We start from the raw sequence: 19,147 nt of genomic DNA, 5'->3' as shown, positions 1-19,147 counted from the left end.
TCATCTTTTAGACAAGTATTGTGATGTCATAATGACTCTTCGGTATTGATGTCATGGGTCAAACAAACTCGTCAATTATTAAATTTTTGTAGGTCGTAGTGTGAAAGATGATGATGAGATTGGCATGATTCTCTCTGCCTCAAAAGAAACAAAAAATGAAATGTGGCCCCCAAAAGCCAGTTGCGATGTTCTTGAGTCTGCCAAAATCCGAGTGGTGGATACTTACGTTGAAGTTGGGGTTTACAACCACCGTGGCGTAACTGTACGCATGCCGCATGATGGGGGAGGACAAGAATGAATATTAGTAGAACGTAATAAACAAGCTGCTGATGATTTACATTTGAATGGCCTCTTAAGGCAGCTTGCGTAAACCCCATTGTTCCAAGATATTAACAAATGTGATTCGAGAAGATCTCAATGCGGGCCAAGATGATTGGTGATAAACCTTCTTATAATAATTGAGTTAGTTTAAATCACTTGAATATGTAAAGGAGATTGCATGCAAAATATTTTATCAAAACACTTGAAGTCTTCTGCTGGGAAAATTAGAAGATGTCAAGAGGAAGCTATTAAGACTTTCTTTAAATTCAAGAAAAAAAAAGTTACCGATAAAGCACTCCTAATAAACTTGCCTACAGGGGCAGGTAAGACCGGTGTCATAAGTTTAATTTCTCACTTAAGTAAAGAGCAAAATATTTTAATTATCTGTCACAGAAGAGCGGTTAAAGATCAACTATACAAAGAGGTTTCCAATAAATTTTTTAGAGTGACGCTAAACGATCCAAATATAAAATTAAAGAGTGTTTTTAAAAGCATTAACAATTTGAGTGAAGAAGGTATATATATTTCAACATTCCAAAAACTATCTATGTTAACGCCAGAAGACCTCTCTAAAACACAAAGGTTCTTTGACCTGATTATTATTGATGAAGGTCATTCTGAACCGTCTCCCGTATGGAGAGAAATTGTAAGGCAATCAGGTGCAATTAAAGTCGTCATCACAGCAACACCTTATAGAAATGATCTTTTCGAATTAAACGTTGACTTAGATGATTATTTTATATTTACATTTAAACAGGCGATCTCTGATAATATAATAACTGAGCCAAATTTTATTCAAGTTAACTCAATGGATGGAATGCTTCGAGAATTACAGAATTTTTTGAAAAAAAATGAAAAAACAAAATGCATAATAAAATGCAAGGATGCAAATGATATATCACTATACCACGAAGCGGTTTCTAAAAAATATAAAACAGCAAGTATACATGAGACATTTGGAAATGATGAAGCTAGCGGTAAATTCAAATCAGTAAACTCAGCATTAAAATCTGGCAACATAAGAATACTAATTCACCAACATAAACTTGATGAAGGAGTAGACTTGCCTGAAGCAAAATTATTAGTTTTAACCTATCAGGTTGGAAGTGGTAGAGAATTAGTTCAAACCATTGGGAGAGTCGTTAGAAATTACAATTCAATAGACCCAACCGTAATAGATTTAGCAAGTTCATCCAATGAAAGAATGTGGCAAAGTTACCGTATATTTGATGATTACATATCCACACCAGTCGGTTCAAAAGGTTTTATAAAATCGCTAAGTACAACTAATCTAATCAAAGGATTTCTTGATAACTTCCCTGAATACAGCTACTTTTCAAGTCGTTTTAGAGAAAGGTTAGATTTACAATCTATAAATGTGAATGATATATCAATACCATTGGCATCTGTTTGTTTTATAGAAAAAGGACCTAATTACTCAACACCTCTTCTATTGGATAAGATATATTGGGAGCTACATACACAAGGCTCACTCGTAAAAAAAATAAACAATGATCATGATGTATTCATATATTTATACATCTCATTCAATAGCTCAAGGTATCTTTCTGACAAATTATTCTTTGAGCCTAAATTAGAAATCATAATAGTTAAAGAGCTATCTAATAGCGTAGCTATTTTTGATAGCGCTGGAGTCAAGTATGCAAATAGAATCGATCTTAATCTTTTCAACCCCATAAATATCAACAGGTTAACAGCATTAGCTGCAGCTACTAAAGTCCGTGAAATAAAAGAGGCCCACTCAAGAGCTATAGGTGCAGCAAAAAACAGACCGGAAGCGATGTCCTTAAAAGGTAAAAACCTAGAAAATATCAATAGCACTCAGCGTAATGCTATGTATGCACTAACGACATTGAAAGTAGTTAATAAGGATGAACAAGGGAAAAATGATAGTAGTTTCTATTTAGGGGCTAGATCTGGTCGTGTCTCTGACCAAATGGAACGCAATTTTACCATCGAAGACCTATCAGAATGGATAATAAAAATAGATGAAAGCACGTCTAAAGAAAATACCAATAGTGGTCGATTAATAAAATCATACTCACAACCTATTAATGAAAAACCTAACTCTCCAATAGTTTCACTTATTCTTGACTTATCAAATTTTGATATAGAATTAATTTCTGTGAAAGAATTCTCTCCCGACTATTACTACATTGCTTACTCAGATGAAGAAGGTGGTGAATTATTAATTGGAACGCAATCATTTAAATTTTTTGCTAAATATTCAGAAGAACAGCATAATTTCTCTTTAATAGTGGATGAAGAAAATTCTAATGATGATATTGACCAAATAGTCTCTTATTTAAACAATCACTATTATCGCATAATCTTTTTGGACGGAACAACATACAGCGACAAAAGATTTTATAAATTTTCACTTCCTTGTGAAAAAGGTATTAGTGCAGCAGAAAGCTGGGCTGGGCGCTCTCTTATTGGCATTCCAAAACTGTTATCTAAAGGACTTAGCGAAAAGGGAGCGTATAATAAAGAAGAGTCTTACTTTAACACTACGAGTACAGAATTTGATAAAAATTCCATTTTTTATTTAATTGATCAATTAAGTAACTATTCAAATGATAATCCTACCATTACCGAGCTAGGGCCTTTCTATTCGTTTATTCCCAATTGTGACCTTGTTATTTGCACAGACATGAACACTGAACCTTGTGATTTCATCGTTTCGTCCCCCGAAAAATTATGCTTCATTCATGTCAAATGTGGGGATTCACAAAGCTCGCCAAAATCATCTGCTGGAGCAATTGCAGAAGTCGGAAGTCAGGCAATAAAGAATTTATCATACCTAATATCTCACTCAACCAAAAACTTACCTGGGAATTTTTCAATCTGGGATAAGCCATGGCCGTCACCAACTGCAAAACATCGACTTAATTCACGATTTCGGCTTGCTTTGAATAAAAAAGGAATTATTCCAGATACACAAAACGAGCTTAAAGATAAAGCTTGGGAACTAATTTCAGAAAGAAGAAAATCGCCAGTTTGCAATAAGGAAATATGGATAGTAATGGGCAATTCGTTCTCTAAACAGCATTTTATTCAGCAGATGTCTAAGGATACTGACCAGCAATCTGAAACAATACAAGCATTCCAATTAATTGAAGATTGGCTAAGTACTGCTGATGAAATGGGTGTGGATATAAAAATATTCACATCTTAGCTCACAGATGCCCCCACAAACTCACCATCAAGTGGGGGCATCTTTTTCAATTCAATAAAAACCACCAGGCTCTGACTTATAAAGAACCATATATCATTAGTTTATTAGCAATGATTTATCTCGCATCAAACATTCGCAATCACAATAACCTTAAATTCACTCCGTGATATTGAAGCACCGCAGACTAATATTAATGTAATAAAGGAAGTGTCATACAGATAACTTTGCAAAATCAAACGGGCTAACCCCCTTCTCCCGATTTGCATCCAGATAATCTGCCCACCAATGCAGCATCAGCCTCCTCTCCCCCAGATGCTCCGCCTTATGAATGTATGCGGCCCGAACAGAGTTTCGTTCCTGATGGCTCATCTGCCGCTCTACCGCATCTCTCGACCATAGACCCGACTCAATTAATGAGCTACAAGCCATCGTCCTGAAACCATGTCCACATACTTCTGTTTTTGTGTCATAACCCATCACTCGTAGAGCCTTGTTCACCGTGTTCTCACTCATCGGTTTACGCGGATCGTGATCGCCAACGAAGATCAGCTCTCGATTCCCGCTCATACTTTTGATCCTTTCCAAAACCGCTAAGGCCTGACGCGATAAGGGAACAAGATGTGGAGTCCGCATCTTCGAACCACGCTGTAAATGTTTAACACCGTCTAGCGGTTCACGCTCACCGGGGATCGTCCACATGGCCGTTTCAAAATCGACTTCTGACCAGCGGGCAAAACGCAGTTCGCTTGAGCGGATAAAGACTAACAAGGTAAGTTCGGCAGCAAGTCGGGTTAATGGTCTTCCGGAATATTGATCAATGTGATGAAGTAATTCAGGTATACGGTTAAGCTCCAGTGCCGCACGATGCTGTCTTTTCGCCGTAGCAACTGCACCGGCAATTTCTTGCGCGGGGTTGTAGTCGATTAAACCGCTCTGTACAGCAAAGCGCATAATCGCGGTAGTTCGCTGTTGCAAACGGGCGGCGACTTCAAGGCGTCCGGATGACTCGACTGCTTTGATGGGTACAAGCAGATCCCGTGTCTTCAGTTCCGCAATGTTCCGCTTACCAATGGCAGCAAAGGGATTATCTTCGAGACTTTTTAAGACACGATAACTATGTACTGAAGATCATTTCTCATTACTGGCGTGCCGCTCTCTGGCAACCACTTCAAACGTGAACGCCTCTTGCTCCTGCTCTACCTTAACGGCTTTCTTGTTCTCTCTTGGATAGACGCCATTCGCTAACAGCTTTCGTGCTTCATCCCGGCGTGCCTTGGTATAAGCCATCAAACCTCAGGATATTTTCCCAGCTCCCGCATCTTCTCCTTACCGCCAAAACGATAACGAAGCCGCCAGTATTTTGAGCCGTTAGGGTGAACCAGCAAAACCATGCCTTCACCGTCAGTAAGTTTATAGGCTTTTGCTTCAGGCTTAGCCGAACGAACCTTCACATCACTCAAGCCATGATGATTATCCTCCCAAGGGTTCTGTGTGGATACAAACATTATCAAACCGGGAAATACCCGCAGTTGTATCCGCATCAGTAAGTTGATGTGGATTGAATCAGGTTGACTTAGGTTGAATGAAAAGCGAAGAAAGCCTTACGGAGCCTGAATCTGAGGCACAAAAAAAGCCGCTCCTAAGCGACTTAAGTTGCATCAGATGGTGCGAAGGCCGGACTCAAAAACAACAACAAACATTTGAATTTAAACAATTAAATAAAAAACAAAACATAAAGTGCCCCTTTTTATGCCCCCATATTACTTTGCACCTATCAGTTGAAACCTCACATAATTGGATAAATTTTAATCTATCTTACTCCGGTTAGGTTCCGAACAGCGGATCCTAAAGGGTGTTTGCATTCAACTGACCACCCATTTGCATTCTACTTGACTGCCTGTTTGCTTTTCTTGTGATCTTATCCATCTAAAAATGCACACAAAACCTTACTAAGTTGATAGGCAGCTTTGAGCATGGAGCAGACATTGACCCCTAAGAATAACTGAACCTTTCTCTGGATATTCTCTAAAAGAGAATGGTTCGGATTACAGGGGTACTTGCAAAGGAAAGAGATACTTTTTATCTAAACCAGATTTATTCAAGAAAACGCTTAGAGACGAAAAATAGAACCCGTTACTTGGGCTCTATTTATTATTTCTGACTGAATACTTAATCATTGGTTATGGTGCATCTATATGGGAGTTCAACTTCTGTACCTTTGGGCAATGATTTATTATATACAATATTCAACAAGCGAAATGGAACCATCGCCTTCTTGGATATCTCTTCTTTGATTTCATCTTCATCCAATCTGTCATTGAAATTATTAAAATCACTATTTGCTTTAAGACGATTACGCCCATTAATATGCACTTCTGTTACTAAGAGTTTTTCATCCAAAGTTACATCTGCAGTCACAGGTTGGTTTTTACCCGGTACTGCGAAGAATTTATAGCTATAAGGCAATAGAACAGAAGAGATAAAATCAAAGCTGTCTTTATAAATTGCAAACTTCTCAAGATTGAAAACAACATTAAATAAACTATTTTTGAATCTATCTCTTAGTTCTCCGTCTGAATTAAAGAAAATTTCAAATATAATTCCATCTAAGAGATTTTTAACCTTATCGGCTCTAACACCTTTAGTTTTATCCTTAAATGCACTGATGAATTCACACGCCATGTTTGAGTTTCCATCGGCGGCTTGGAGTATATTTCTACCTAAAACAAAAAGGCTATCGCTTCCAGCTTGGTTTATTTTATCGGGCGATATATCACTTATCGCTGGGTTTTGAGTGTACCAGTTCCTAACTTTGAGCGATGTAATTATTCTATGGCTCCACTTCGTTTCATCAAGAATAAAATCGCTATCTTTAACGGCAGAAGAACTATAGCTTGAAATTCTAGCAGCCACGCTTAAATTAAAATAAAACTCGCCAGATAAAGATGTATGCTCCCAAGAGGTCTGCTTTTGACGGGTTGTAGCCGCTAAGGTATTTCTTACCCTTTTAAACATCGCCTCGATAGGTACATCAGGAGTTTCTATGTGTTTTAGTAACGCCTCTGTGTAACTTCCATTACGTCCAGAACCGTCATCTGCAAATTGCCCTGGTGAGGTTGCATAAGCGATTAACGTACCTTTGGGCGCATAAACAGGAGCTAAATCTCGTGGCACACCCCTCCATTTCCTAATAAATGGATTATTTCTGCATGCATCGAGAATTATAATGCTGGTACGGGTATCATTTCCTTTCGGCTCCATGCGAGTAAGAACCTCATTTAAACCTAAGGCCCCATGCTCGACATCGGCTTCATCATCAGCTACGGTGTCTTTTGCAATGAGATAGTTTTTACCATTAACTTCAGCGCCATGTCCTGCAAAGAAGAAAAGGGATATCTCGCCACCATCGTTTGAAGTTTCTTCGAGTTCTTTGATTGCAGCCTTCATTTCTCTAAGGGTGGCATTAATCAACTTGTTGACGGTGAAACCTCCTTTAATCAAAACTTCACTAATATCTTCTGCGTCGTTAGCAGGGTTTGGCAGGTTGTTACTGAATTCATAATCTGAATTACCTATAACAAGAGCGTTCAGTCGAGACATGTATCCTCCATTTGGATGTTTGAAATCTTATTATATGTAAGCGTTTAAACGCTACAGATGCCTTTCTGGCTAGCAGTTGTGGTAATCCGTTTTTTAAAAGCATTCTTTACTACTGAAATTCTCTTTGCAGGCCAACTTTAACTCTCAAAAAATCACATTAAAACTCGACACTCTTTATCAGGGATTTATTTTACCCATCCTAATATGTATTTTGGCAGCTTGGGTTTACAGGGTTGTTGTATGTTAAACCTGATTTATCCTACTGCATGTTTTCGTCACATACAACTGAAGGGGCTTTGTTATTAACGGCAACTGATCCTTTTTAACCGGCCAGGTGATCCAGTATATGATCTTCCTAGCAAGGCTCTCCACTACGGAAACCAAATTCCGCCGCCAGTTCAACATCCCGTAACCACTTCAGGCGTTTAGACCACAGTTCTGCCATATCCCCATATCCAGGCCCGGTGCGAACATTCTAATTTATCCGTATAAAAATCCTTAACGTGTGGTAGTGTTGCAACGCCCGCTCTTGGCAAACAGCAGACGCTCAGATAAACCCCTTTCACCGTCAAATCTGTACGGCCAGATTTTGTATGCGGTTATCAACTAATTTGCAAAGTGTCGCCAAGTAAATTGCGAATGGGTCTTCAAGTTAGGTGCAATTACGCACCAAACCAAAGAAGCACTGGTGTAAATAAAGATTTCACAAAGAATCCTTCACACTCTACATCTTTCATTTTTATTTATATTTAACATATAGTTACGTGATGATGGATGGGTGTAGAGTGACAGAAATCCTTCATCGGGGGTGAAGCATGGACGTAAAAAAACCGGCTTTCGCCGGTTCTGGTTAGTCATATCGCTATGGGATCATCGCACTTTGGCAGCCAGTCGGCGCTGCTGTCGTCCGTCAGGTCAAGGTTGGTCTGTATGCCTGACTTGGTGCGCCGCTTCAGGTAGTTCAGCCCGTACTCGCGCAGGATGCTCTCCAGCGCCTGGCTGAACGACTTCATGCTGAGCGGGTTACGGTAGCCGTTCGCCTCCATGTAGGCCAGATAGGCGTGATACAGGTAGCGCTTCGGCTGCAGGGGGCGGATGCTGGCGTTGCCCATGTGCAGGCCGTTTGGCTCAGCCGTCGCAAACAGGTAGCCGCAGAAGTCCACCATCGGGTCGGCGTCGCGCTTGATGCGCATCGCCTCGCCGGAGTTCTGCTGCGACTGAAGCAGCGCGCGGGCGTCCTGCGGCTGGCTGAACCGCTGCATCAGCTGGCGGACGATAACGGCCAGCTCGTTCTGTATCTTCTCCTTCAGCTGCGGGTCGCGCTCGTTCGCCGGGATGATTTCCGGGAAGTGCAGAATCACCCGGCGACGGGACACGCCGCCGCTGCGGTCGGTGAAGCGCATCGGGTTGTTGTTCACGGCCAGAATCACCGCCGGGATGTGGGTCGAGTAGGCGTCCCTGTACTTCGGGTCCACCGAGACCGCGTCGCCGCCGGTAATCGCCTTGATGCCCGCGCCGTCGCCGCTCCACTTCTCCTGATCGGGCAGGCGGATGAGCGAATAGCCGATAACGGACGCGCGCTCGCGCGAGGATTCCAGCGTTTCAATGGTGGCCGACACGGCGTTGTCCGGCCCGGCCAGCATGGTGGCGATTTCCGCCATGATGCTCTTGCCGCTGCCGCCGGGGCCGGTGACCTCCAGAAACAGCTGCCAGTCGTAGCGGTTCGCCAGCACCATAAACAGCGCGGCCAGAATGATGTCGCGCTTCTCCGCGCTGCGCCCGGCGGCGCGGTCGAGCCACTGCCAGAAGTGCGGCGCGTGGTACTCCAGCGTCTCGCCCGCCACCGGGCGGGTGTAGTCCACGTCGCTGATGGTGCGCAGCCAGTTTTCCCGGCGGTGCGGGCTGAACGCGCCGGTGCGGGTGTCGAGCACGCCGTTGCGAAAGCCGATAAGCTGGCGCTGCGGCGCGGCCTGCTGCGGCAGCATCAGCTTCAGCGTGTCCACCACGCCCGCCACCTTACCCGCCGAGAACGGCGCGCGCAGGCGCTGGAACAGCTTCGCCACGTCGCGCCCGAACTGGTTGCCGGAAATCACCTTCCACGCCCCGGCCTCGTAGCGGCAGAGAATTTCCCCGCTGGCGTCCACGGCCAGACTGCTGCGGTAGTGTTCCGCCACGCGCTCCGCCTTTTCGCTGGCGCTCATGGACGAAAACTCCGCCTCGCTCATGACGTCAAACGGGCTGACAGCGGGCGGCGCGGCGGCCTCAGCCAGCGCCTGCCGGATTACGGCTTCGCCGTGCTGCGTATACGCGTCGTTCCAGTCGCCGAACACGGGCGGCAGGGCCACGGCCCCGTTACAGGCCGCGGCGGCCTGCTGCGCTTTGCGCTGGCCGTCGCCGCTCAGGTCGCGGTCGGCGGCAATCACCAGCGGCAGCGACGGGTGCTTTTCACGGGCGAGGCCGGCCAGGGAAAGAAGGTTCGCGGACGACAGCGCAACCCACACCTCGTCACCGGTCAGGTTGTGCACCGTCAGGCCGGTGGCAAAGCCCTCGGCCAGCCAGATGCGCCTGGCATTACTGCCGGCGCTGCCGAACACGTGGCACGCCCCCTTTACCTGTCCCCCCTTCAGGGTGCGCTTGACGCCCTCCGCGTTAATCAGCTGCACGTTGACCAGCGCGCCGGCCATGTCCTGCAGCGGCACGATAAGGTCGCCGGGACGGAAGGTCGTCAGGGCCACTTTCTGCGGCTTCGAGAGAGTCAGGCTGCGCTGCGCCGGCCAGCCCTTACGCGACAGGTAGGCATTACCGCTGACCGCCTGCGCGGTGCTGACCAGCTGCTGCGCGAGCGTCGCGGCGGCGGCGCGGGCGGCGTCGTTATCCCCGGCCTCAGCGACAACGTCAGCGGACGCATCCGCCGGCGGCAGGCTGCCGGTCAGGACGTTCACGCGTTCGGCGGCTTCGGTCAGGTTAATGCTGAGCGCCTTTTGTACAAGGTCCATGCCGTCGCCGGCCCCGCACTGGTTGCAATACCAGGTGCCGCGCCCCTCCTGGTCGTCAAAGCGGAAGCGGTCTGTTCCGCCGCACACCGGGCACGGCATATGGCGGTTTTTTACCACCTTCACGCCCAGCGCGGGCAGGATGCGGGGCCACTGGCCACGCGCGGCCTTCGCCGCGTCTGATACGGTCATTTTCATTTGGTTGTCCCTCAGTGCAGCGGCCGCGCGTCGTGAATGCGCCCGCTCAGCTCGTCCATCACCACCTGGCCTAAAAAGCTCAGGCACGGGGCCGACTTCAGCGGCCCGGCGGCCAGCAGGTCGTCCAGCAGGGCGCAGGCAATCTCCTGCCCGCGCCGGCGGCCGTGCTGGCGCAGATAGAACCCCTCCAGCTCGCACTCGATGGCGTGCTCAAGGCGCGCCAGCGTCAGGCCGGGGTAGCGCTGCTGCTCGCGGCACAGGGTGAGCCAGGCGCAGGCAACCGCGCGGCGGGCCAGCGCGGCGCGGAGGTCGGGGGAAAGCGTGCGGATTTTCATGATGTCACTCCGTCGTTCATCAGGCTGTCGTGGCAGCGGGCGATCACGCCGTCGAGCTGTTCGGTGATGAGGAAGACCAGCGAGGCCAGCTGCGCGCGCTGCGCGGGCGGCGGCGCTTCGTGGCAGTCCTGAAGCCGGGTCATGTCGGACACGAAGCGCCCGGCGTTGCGCAGGTGCTCCAGGCGCATCAGGTCGTCGTCGGAAATCGTAACGGGGCTCATGCGCGCACCTCCGTCACCGGCAGGCGGCAGGCAAAAGACAGCACGTAGTCGCGGGCAAGCAGCCGGCGCGCGGCGCGCTCGTCTGCGGCGGTGGCGCGGAGCATCAGCACGCGGCTGTGGCGCTCACAGCGGCGCACGGCGGCGAAAACGAAGACAAACTGAGGGTGCGGGGAATGAAGGACGGTAGCCATAGGGGCAGTCTCCACTGAGTAGCGGTTAACGCCACCACCGGAAACGCCAATTTCACTGGTGGTAGCCCGAACGGGGTTGGCGTAACCGGCCTCAATGGATACCGGCGCTTCGTGAGAAGCCCCCGCCCGGGCCACCATTACTCGACAGGCACAGCGTAAACACAACCGCCGCCCGAAAAATGGGTGCACTGAGGCTAAGACACAAAAAAAGACGCAAGGCGCGTCTGGTGTCGCCATTGAGTTGCTCAGGACGCCAATCCCGGCTGCCGATTTTGCGACAGCGGAATTACTGTACCAGGGAAAGCCCCCGGCGCGCAAGCCGGGAGTGAGGGAAGAGAGCGGCATACGCACCTCAGCAGTTCGTGAGGGTGATGCCGGCGCGGGAAGGAGATTGCGGGTCTGCGGGAGCCGTGCTGCGCTCAATGCTGAAGGCGATGCCGGTGCCGCGAAAGCGCTGCGGCTGGCCCGGCATGTCCACCTCAGCGGCAATGGCCAGCGCCAGCTGCTTTGCGTCCTCCACGGACAGGTCGTGCGACGTACCGCCAATGTTCAGCCGGATCATGCTTCACGCTCCTGACCGCGCGCGGCGATGCGTTCGTTCATCCAGGCGCTGACCTCACTTGCCATCCACGCCACGTTCTTGCCGCCGAGCGACACCTGCGCCGGGAAGGCGCTGCGGCTGATGAGGTCGTAAATGGTCGAGCGGGACAGGCCGCAGACGTGAATAACCTCCGGCAGGCGCATAAACCGCTCCTGAACCGGGGCAATGGCCGGCATAACGGGGGCCGCCGGGGCGGTTGAGTGCGCGGATAAAGCCGTGTGCATAAGCTACCTCTTTCTGAGTCCATTAAGTGCCGCACGGTTACGTGCAGCGTCGGGTAGCGCTTTATTTTCAGCATATTTACGGCCAGCGCAACAGGGCGGCCGCGTGCTGTGGCTGACACAATCTGCCTGAATTTCGCACAGTGTTAACCACTCTTAACGAGTAGTAACGGGTAGTACCGGATAGTGCCGGGCCCGGCTTTTCATATAGCCTCAGACTCTCAAAAATAATTTATTAATAGCAATAAACATTAATCATTCCGGGTCGCCGGAATCAGGCTGGTGAAGAATGGTGAACAGCGGGTGAACAATCATTATCTGATTCTTCACCCCTTAATTTACTGTATTTACTCTCTTTTTCTTTCAAGTGAAGGATGGTGAAGGATTTATATAAAACTGAAAGCGGATAACAGGCTTTCGTGAGACCTTTTCCTGGCTCGCCAGAAGGAAAGCTTTTGTCTGGTCCGTCACACAACGCCGTCAGGTAGCAGCGCCTGTGCCAGCCCCGGCACAATTGACTTACCAAAACCGACCTGACAGGAACCCGTTATGACCGACATCACCGCCTTTCCCGCCAGCACGCAGGCTGCGCTGGAAAAAGTCAGCACCGCAAAGGCCGCATGGCTTGATGCACGCAGTAAACAGGAGGCCGCCGCCTTACAGGGGGACACCATCCGTCAGCGCCGCGCCGAAACCGAGACGAACGCGGCCGCACAGAACGACGAATGGCGCCGGCTGTTCCGCGAGAGCGGCGGCGTGATGACGCCGGAGATGAAGAAGCTGCGCGCGGAGGTGGCGCTGGACCGCGAGGCGCTGGAGGAGTTCGACGCCCTGCTGGCGCTGCACGCGCAGGAAAATGAGCGCCTGCCGTGGGAGACGGCCGACCTCGCCAGAGACTACATCAGCGCCCACAATGACATGGTGAACCTTCGCGCCATGCAGCTCTGGCAGGCGTTTATGGAGGCGCACGGCCGGCAGCTGATCCAGACGCTGAGCCTGCTGAAAATCACGCTGGGGCGTCAGGCCAGCGACGGAACCGGCACGGTGCACGCCGTTAACGACCCGGAAACGGTGCTGAAAAATTTTATCACGCGCCACATCACCGACCCGGCGCTGATGCGCGACGACCTGCCGGAGGAAGACGCCGTGTTTAAGCTGGCAGGCATCTTCCCGGCGCGCGGGGCGCACGATGACTTCAGAAAAAGCCCCTCGCCCGCAGCGCGTCACAAAATGCTGGTCCGCCGCGAAATGGTGCAGAAGGAGCAGGCACAATGACCGTTGCAACCACACCCGCACAGGCGCTGGACCAGTTTCGCGCCGCCCGCAGCCGGTGGCAGGCGCACCTGACCGCGCGTCAGGACGCGGAAACGGCGCTCAGCGCCCTGCTGTCAGCCGGTGAAAAGCAGACTGATTACAGTGAACGGGTGCCGGCGCTGCGCGAGCGCATCGCGGTGCTGGACTGGCAGATTAACTGCGCCGCCCGCGAGGGCGTGTATGCGCAGCGGATTGTGCTGGAAGCCTGCACGGAGGACGCGCTCAGCGCCTTTATGCGCGAGCACGGCCCGGCGTTGACTTCGGCGCTGGCCCCGTTCCTGAACGGCCCCGGCGGGCTGGAGGTAGCCGCCCGGCTGCTGCGCAGCGCCGTGGCCCGTGAGGTGCAGCGGGCGCGCCCGGCGGTGTCGGCGGCCTATAAGGACGCGCTGGCCGAAACGGGCCTGTCTCCGGAGGCCGGGATGCTGCGCGACTGTGAGGGCAGCTACACGCCGGCACAGCACCAGCGCTTTGCGCAGCGCCTCAGCCGGCTGCCGCAGGAGGACGCGTAATGGCCCTGAAATGCCCGGCGTGCGGCACCACCGCACACACCCGCACCAGCGCCTACGAGTCCGCGACCGTCAAGCGCACCTGGTATCAGTGCCAGAAACTCGACTGCTCCTGCACGTTCACCGCGCTGGAGAGCGTCGAGAAAATCATCGTGAAGCCGCAGAAGCCTGCCGAACCGGAACCCGCAGCGGAAACGCTGAGCGCGGCGCGCCAGCCGCAGACGCTGGGGCGCTACGGTTCTGCCAGTAAACTGTCCAGCCGGCAGCAATCCCCTGCCTGAAACCTTAAGCCCCTTACCTTAGCCGGCCACAGCGCCGGTTTTTTGTGGGCCTTTTCCCTGGCAGGACTCTCTATTCGCGAGTGCATGTCTATGCTGCATGAAAACGCATGAGTTTTTGCACCCCGCTTATGCCCGTTCAGGCCATGCCGGGTGCGGCGCGGCACCATTCATGCAGGTGCATGAAAACCACTGCATAAAGCGGGCAGGCGTGGCGGGGGTACGAGTGCGCGCAATGAGATTCAACAGTGAAGACTTTGTTTAAGACAAAAAAAGCCCTGCTTAATGCAGGGCCTACAAGCCATTCTATCGCGCCTCTTTAAACTCTGTGGCCCATGCTTGAAGAGTTTTTGATCGGCGCTTAGCAGTGTCCACAGATAAACCATTTGCTTTTTCTATCAGGAAGTCTGCTGCTGTCGTTTCATCAATATCGATGATTTTTTCAACATTACAAAATTTCATCCATGCCCAACCACAGATCGTATTTTCAAAAGCATCAGCGATAAGAGACATTTTTTCTGAATGTTCGGAAGCATAAAAAACTTTCCATCCCAAAGGCTGAAGCACGAATCCATTATTTTTAATCAACCCAAGCAATCTCGCTGCATGCTTATAATAATTTATCTGCCGAGGCGTAATTCCTTCAGATTCCTCGTTGAACAATTCGCTTCTAGCTGCACAATCAACAAGCTTCACTATTCTGTGTATATCATCTGCCTGTGGAACAAGATCGCTCGAGAAATATCTCTGATTATGCTCTTGGATTCTTTCTTGCTCCGTTGCTAATTTTTTTGCATCAATTACAAAAAGTGAAGCTCCGGTGTTAGCCTTAACTTCAAGCTTATAATTGTAAGTACGTAGATTAGAAAGTAAAGCCTCAAAATCATCCAGATCAACACCCAGATCTACGAGGGAATTGATATCAGCATCAGGGGATTTAATCGCTTCAATGAAGTCAATCATATTACCAATGAATACATCATTTTTTTCAGCGATAAACTTAGACTTATATGATCCGATAGAAGATGTATAAGGCACAAGAGACCCCCCCTCCCCAAACATCATCTTAGAAACCTTTCCATACAATGAGTTCCATGAGTTTATTATTTTTTGTATTGGTTCCCAATCAATATTTTTTTCACTGCGATCACGAAATATTCTAATTTCATGTACGTTGCTTAGACTTTCTTTCTCATCTTCAAAGTCTACTGAAAACTCGCCATCTTCATCAAGACAAACAAAATACCCAGCAGGGGGTAAAGTATTTAGACTAACTTCTTTAGGATTTAAATAAGAAAGCCTCGCCTCTGAAAGATCATATGGCGTTGCCAAAACAGTTAAGTTCTTATTCAAGAAAAAATCCCGAACCTGAATAAATCCAGACTCAAGGTTTTTAATTTCCATCTCATTTACCGGCGCATAATACCAACTATCTTCAGTTTCGTTTTCAGCAAACCAATAAACCAAATAATTAAGCCTACTTTTAGTATTTTCAGCTAAAAATGTTCTAGGCACATCGTAAAAACTATATACCTTTTGAATGGAAAGCTTACCAAGCTCTTTAGTCTCCGGTAAGTAATACATATTATTCTATAACCTTAAAATTTTGTTCAATTCCGGTACGTAATCTCAACCACGCTTCAAAATGAGTTTTTTTATTAGGCGTCGAGATTTTCCCATAGAAAGGCTGCAAAGTACCCTTAGCTATCTTCTTACTGTTCAAAGCAACATGAAAATTTCTACAGATTATCGCCTGTTGAAGATCACGATACATTGAAGTACCAAAGTCATTTGCTTTCAATTTTGCCCCCTTTTTTTTATGGGGTTCCTGATTGTGTCCTACAAAATCTTTAGGCACCGGAGGATCATTTACGACAAGTCGAAATGCTTCTCCTTCCGCCGGGGTAGCGTCAGCAGGGGGCACAAAATCAGGAAAATCACCAGGCCAAGGGTACTCTGCGTAATCCATAAAACTTCCTTATAATTTAAATGGACTCAACCTCGTCATAGCTATACTGTATGCATCCGAGCTAAGGTCATTGCCCAAGAAAAGCCGACCATTTCTAAGAGCCGCCTCTCCAACTGGGCCAGCGCCCATAAAAGGGTCACAGATAATTTCTGAAGTAATACTACTCTGTTTGATTAAAATTTCCATAAGGCTTACTGGTTTTTCAGTAGGATAACCTTTCAAAATTCGTGGGCAGGTCAGAACATCTGGAATTGATAAGTCACTCAACTTCCTTTTGCCCTTTTCAAAGAAAAGTATGAACTCATATCTAGCACGGTAGTGATAACCCATACCAATCCGTTGCTTATCCCAAATCAAAGGTTTCCAGAACTTAAAACCCGACATTTCTGCTATCGGTTTTACATAAAATGCGGTTTCTTGGTCGCAAAATAGGTAAAAATGACTATTTTTTTTGAGTACTCTGAAAACCTCAGCGAATAATTCTTCAAACCTACTATTTGGGAATATCTCAAACCATTGATTATTTGAGCTTTTACTAACTTTCAACCTAGTAGTAGTACCAACCTTACGATGTTTTTCTAATGACTCGTAAGCTGGATCTGTAATCATTAAATCTACTGAGCCATCGTCTAAAGACTTTAGATAATCAACCGCATCCATTTGATTTAATTTGAATTTATTATTATCTTCGAAAAGATGACTCATATGTTTTTCCCTATAGGCTTTGAATGTATTGTATATATATACAGCCCCCCTTTCAAACTGTTTGAATACACAACACTTTCAGTATTAAAAGCACCATGAGAATTGCCTATTCCTAACGAAGTAATCATAAACAACTGTATTGAATGAGAAATACTTCAAATTTCCCTCTTTGCATAGTCATATGGTGACTCATAACGCACTCGATTAAATTCCAAATAGTCAGCCCACCATTGAATCATCAAGCGCCGTTCCTCCAAATGCTCAGATGTATGAATGTATGCAGCACGAACATTATTTCGTTCTGAATGACTCATTTGCCGCTCTATCGCATCATCACTCCATAACCCCGACTCACCCAACGCACCACGTGCCATTGTCCTGAAGCCATGCCCGCAAACCTCGGTCTTAGTGTCATACCCCATAGCGCGCAGAGCATTGTTAACTGTGTTTTCGCTCATGACTTTTTTGGGATCATGATCGCCGGGAAAGAGTCTCTCGTTATCACCGCTTAATTGCTTCAGCTTTTCTAACAAGGCTAAAACCTGACGGCTTAGCGGTACAAGATGCTCCTCTTTCATCTTCATGCCACGGTGAGAGTAACGAACTCCTTCTATCTCTTTTCGTTGTGCAGGAACCCGCCATAAGGCTCTTTCGAAATCGAACTCATCCCACCGGGCAAAGCGCAGCTCACTGGAACGGACAAAAGTCAGTAATGAAAGCTCTACAGCAATACGCGTCATAATTCGTCCACGATATGCGGCAAGGCGCTCAAAAAACTCAGGAAAACGACTGAACGGTAATGCGGGGTAATGGCGGGCCTTGACCGTAGAAAGTGCCCCAGCCATATCAAGAGCGGGATTAGATTCTATGTAATCGTTCTGCACGGCATAGCGCATTATCGCCGTAACACGCTGCTGAAGACGTTGTGCGACGTCATGCCTGCCACTGGCATCAACGGCCTTGATAGGTGCCAAGAGCTGGCTGGTTTTAAGCTTACGGACATCTGCTAAACCAATATGAGGAAAAATATACAGCTCAAGGTAGCGCAGAATTCGTGAGCGATGATCATCGCTCCAGCGCTTGTTGCTCGCATGCCATTCGCGGGCGATCGTTTCAAAAGTATAAGCCCCGGCGTTTTCAGCCTGGGCTTCTTTCTGTTCAGCTTTGGGGTCAATCCCCTGCCCTAACATCTTTTTAGCTTCGTCACGCTTAGCACGCGCCTCAGCAAGCGTGACTGTCGGCCAGACTCCAAAGGCAAGTCGGTCTTCTTTTTTGTCGGCTGGCCGTCGGTACTTCATACGCCAGTATTTTGATCCTTTAGTCGTGACCTCAAGATACAAACCGCCGCCATCGGCCATTTTATAGGTTTTTTCTTTAGGCTTTGCAGTATCTACCTGGCGGGCATTCAGCTTCATTTTGGGGGCACATTTCTTATCGAAGTGGGGATGCCCCCAATTATGCCCCCAGCGGGGTCTGGATTGCAATGGATGTGCTCGGACGACGCCGGATAACAAAATCAGCCTGCATATTGATTTTAAAGGTTTTTTTTGACTTCCTCGGATGAGGATGGACAGGATACTGGTGCCGAAGGCCGGACTCGAACCGGCACGTATTTCTACGGTTGATTTTGAATCAACTGCGTCTACCGATTTCGCCACTTCGGCACTGAAGAGGATGCGGAAAACGTGGGCGATTATACCGTTACGCGCTTGCGGCGCAACCGGAATCGATGGGGATGTGCGCTAAGCGTCGAAAAAAGCAGCGCTGCCAAAAACGCTGCGCAAAACCCCGGCAGTCGCCTCCGGAACACTCCCAAACACGCGCGCGGCGGCCACTTCTCCGGAACTTTCTGCCGCTGCATGCCTCTTAACCACAACTGACGCAGTCAGACGTATAAGCACAACGAGGTTGAGATGAAAAAAGCAACACAACGGTTAGTTTGGGGATGGGGTATCGCGGCGGCACTGGTGGCCGGTAGCGCATCGGCGGCGAGCTGGCAGGATCAGCTGAGCAGCGCCGCATCGCAGCTGTCGCAGCAGAACAGCGGCAACACCGCCACCAGCAACACGCAGAACGGCGGACTGTCGCTCTCTTCGCTCAGCGGCCTGCTGAACGGCGGCGATAAAGCGGTGAGCGCCAACAGTATGACCAACGCCGCCGGCGTGATGGAATATTGCGTGCAGCACAACGTGGTGGATAACAACGTGAAGTCGGTGAAAGATCAGGTGCTGAGCAAGCTGGGCCTGAGCAGCACCACCGCGCAGCAGCAGAAAACCGATTACCAGCAGGGGCTGCAGGGCCTGCTGAACACCGGCAACGGTCAGCAGCTGAATCTGCAGAGCCTGAGCAACTCGCCGATGGGTGAGAAGCTGAAAACCAAAGCCTGCGATGTGGTGCTGAAGCAGGGCAAAAAATACATCGGCATGTGATTCCTTCGCGCGGGTTCAGAGGCCGCCTTCCTGCCGTCTGAATCGCCGCTCACCTTATGCCAGCCG

At 48.7% G+C, this 19,147-nt stretch carries 17 protein-coding genes, 1 tRNA gene and 1 pseudogene; 6 read left to right on the top strand and 13 right to left on the bottom strand.

Features of this window, described 5'->3' with window-relative positions; genetic code table 11:
- The first annotated feature begins 100 nt into the window (after positions 1 to 100).
- Positions 101 to 298: a hypothetical protein gene (locus tag AC6I79_RS03200; RefSeq protein ID WP_159377931.1), complete on the top strand. Its 198-nt coding sequence runs from the start codon at positions 101 to 103 to the stop codon at positions 296 to 298.
- A gap of 201 nt (positions 299 to 499) precedes the next feature.
- The gene (locus AC6I79_RS03195; RefSeq protein WP_498027567.1) at positions 500 to 3,520 is read left to right on the top strand and encodes a DEAD/DEAH box helicase; all 3,021 of its coding nucleotides are present in this window, start codon (positions 500 to 502) and stop codon (positions 3,518 to 3,520) included.
- 210 nt (positions 3,521 to 3,730) lie between these two features.
- Here AC6I79_RS03195 and AC6I79_RS03190 read toward each other — a convergent pair.
- The 8 genes and pseudogenes from AC6I79_RS03190 to AC6I79_RS03155 all read right to left on the bottom strand — a co-directional run bounded on the left by AC6I79_RS03190 (position 3,731) and on the right by AC6I79_RS03155 (position 11,883).
- A pseudogene (locus AC6I79_RS03190) lies at positions 3,731 to 5,025 on the bottom strand (tyrosine-type recombinase/integrase).
- Positions 5,026 to 5,689: 664 nt separating this feature from the next.
- On the bottom strand, positions 5,690 to 7,120 hold the full coding sequence (locus tag AC6I79_RS03185) for a caspase family protein (RefSeq protein ID WP_498027566.1): 1,431 nt from the start codon (positions 7,118 to 7,120) through the stop codon (positions 5,690 to 5,692).
- 854 nt (positions 7,121 to 7,974) lie between these two features.
- Entirely contained in the window at positions 7,975 to 10,311 is a 2,337-nt protein-coding gene (locus AC6I79_RS03180; RefSeq protein ID WP_498027565.1) for a phage/plasmid primase, P4 family, read from the bottom strand.
- Between the two features lie 11 nt (positions 10,312 to 10,322).
- Positions 10,323 to 10,646: a DUF5375 family protein gene (locus AC6I79_RS03175; RefSeq protein ID WP_498027564.1), complete on the bottom strand. Its 324-nt coding sequence runs from the start codon at positions 10,644 to 10,646 to the stop codon at positions 10,323 to 10,325.
- Positions 10,643 to 10,867 carry a hypothetical protein gene (locus AC6I79_RS03170; RefSeq protein WP_498027563.1) on the bottom strand — a complete coding sequence of 75 codons (225 nt, stop codon included), beginning with the start codon at positions 10,865 to 10,867 and terminating at the stop codon, positions 10,643 to 10,645. Before AC6I79_RS03170 ends, AC6I79_RS03175 begins: the two co-directional genes overlap by 4 nt.
- Positions 10,864 to 11,403, bottom strand: a complete 540-nt coding sequence (locus AC6I79_RS03165) for a host cell division inhibitor Icd-like protein (RefSeq protein ID WP_498027562.1) — start codon at positions 11,401 to 11,403, stop codon at positions 10,864 to 10,866. Before AC6I79_RS03165 ends, AC6I79_RS03170 begins: the two co-directional genes overlap by 4 nt.
- 7 nt (positions 11,404 to 11,410) lie before the next feature.
- Positions 11,411 to 11,620, bottom strand: coding sequence for a hypothetical protein (locus tag AC6I79_RS03160; protein ID WP_058781897.1), 210 nt, complete (start codon positions 11,618 to 11,620; stop codon positions 11,411 to 11,413).
- Positions 11,617 to 11,883, bottom strand: coding sequence for a helix-turn-helix transcriptional regulator (locus AC6I79_RS03155; protein WP_498027561.1), 267 nt, complete (start codon positions 11,881 to 11,883; stop codon positions 11,617 to 11,619). The genes AC6I79_RS03160 and AC6I79_RS03155 overlap by 4 nt, the downstream gene beginning before the upstream one ends.
- Positions 11,884 to 12,429: 546 nt before the next feature.
- On the opposite strand from AC6I79_RS03155, the gene AC6I79_RS03150 reads away from it, so the two are divergent.
- Genes AC6I79_RS03150 through AC6I79_RS03140 form a run of 3 tightly spaced genes read left to right on the top strand, consistent with a single transcriptional unit; the run spans position 12,430 to position 13,981 of the window.
- Positions 12,430 to 13,155 carry a phage polarity suppression protein gene (locus tag AC6I79_RS03150; protein ID WP_498027560.1) on the top strand — a complete coding sequence of 242 codons (726 nt, stop codon included), beginning with the start codon at positions 12,430 to 12,432 and terminating at the stop codon, positions 13,153 to 13,155.
- Positions 13,152 to 13,703: a phage polarity suppression protein gene (locus tag AC6I79_RS03145; RefSeq protein ID WP_498027559.1), complete on the top strand. Its 552-nt coding sequence runs from the start codon at positions 13,152 to 13,154 to the stop codon at positions 13,701 to 13,703. Before AC6I79_RS03150 ends, AC6I79_RS03145 begins: the two co-directional genes overlap by 4 nt.
- Complete coding sequence (locus AC6I79_RS03140) at positions 13,703 to 13,981, top strand: ogr/Delta-like zinc finger family protein (RefSeq protein ID WP_498027558.1); 279 nt, start codon at positions 13,703 to 13,705, stop codon at positions 13,979 to 13,981. Before AC6I79_RS03145 ends, AC6I79_RS03140 begins: the two co-directional genes overlap by 1 nt.
- Before the next feature lie 303 nt (positions 13,982 to 14,284).
- Here AC6I79_RS03140 and AC6I79_RS03135 read toward each other — a convergent pair whose 3' ends face one another.
- From AC6I79_RS03135 to AC6I79_RS03115, 5 genes are all read right to left on the bottom strand, one after another.
- Positions 14,285 to 15,562: a DUF6575 domain-containing protein gene (locus AC6I79_RS03135; RefSeq protein ID WP_498027557.1), complete on the bottom strand. Its 1,278-nt coding sequence runs from the start codon at positions 15,560 to 15,562 to the stop codon at positions 14,285 to 14,287.
- 1 nt (position 15,563) lies between these two features.
- Entirely contained in the window at positions 15,564 to 15,947 is a 384-nt protein-coding gene (locus tag AC6I79_RS03130) for a hypothetical protein (protein WP_498027556.1), read from the bottom strand.
- Between the two features lie 9 nt (positions 15,948 to 15,956).
- Positions 15,957 to 16,652 (bottom strand): DNA-methyltransferase, encoded by a 696-nt coding sequence (locus tag AC6I79_RS03125; RefSeq protein ID WP_498027555.1) that lies wholly within the window; start codon positions 16,650 to 16,652, stop codon positions 15,957 to 15,959.
- 155 nt (positions 16,653 to 16,807) lie between these two features.
- The gene (locus AC6I79_RS03120; protein ID WP_498027554.1) at positions 16,808 to 18,067 is read right to left on the bottom strand and encodes a tyrosine-type recombinase/integrase; all 1,260 of its coding nucleotides are present in this window, start codon (positions 18,065 to 18,067) and stop codon (positions 16,808 to 16,810) included.
- A gap of 164 nt (positions 18,068 to 18,231) precedes the next feature.
- Positions 18,232 to 18,316, bottom strand: a tRNA-Leu gene (locus tag AC6I79_RS03115).
- Between the two features lie 249 nt (positions 18,317 to 18,565).
- Between AC6I79_RS03115 and AC6I79_RS03110 the strand changes: the two genes are divergently transcribed.
- Complete coding sequence (locus AC6I79_RS03110; RefSeq protein ID WP_021506733.1) at positions 18,566 to 19,081, top strand: YjjA family protein; 516 nt, start codon at positions 18,566 to 18,568, stop codon at positions 19,079 to 19,081.
- The last annotated feature ends 66 nt before the right edge of the window (positions 19,082 to 19,147 follow it).

This window comes from gamma proteobacterium symbiont of Scutellera amethystina (assembly GCF_059730845.1).
Note: the sequence above shows the minus strand (reverse complement) of the source record. Positions and strands in the feature narration are given on the sequence as shown.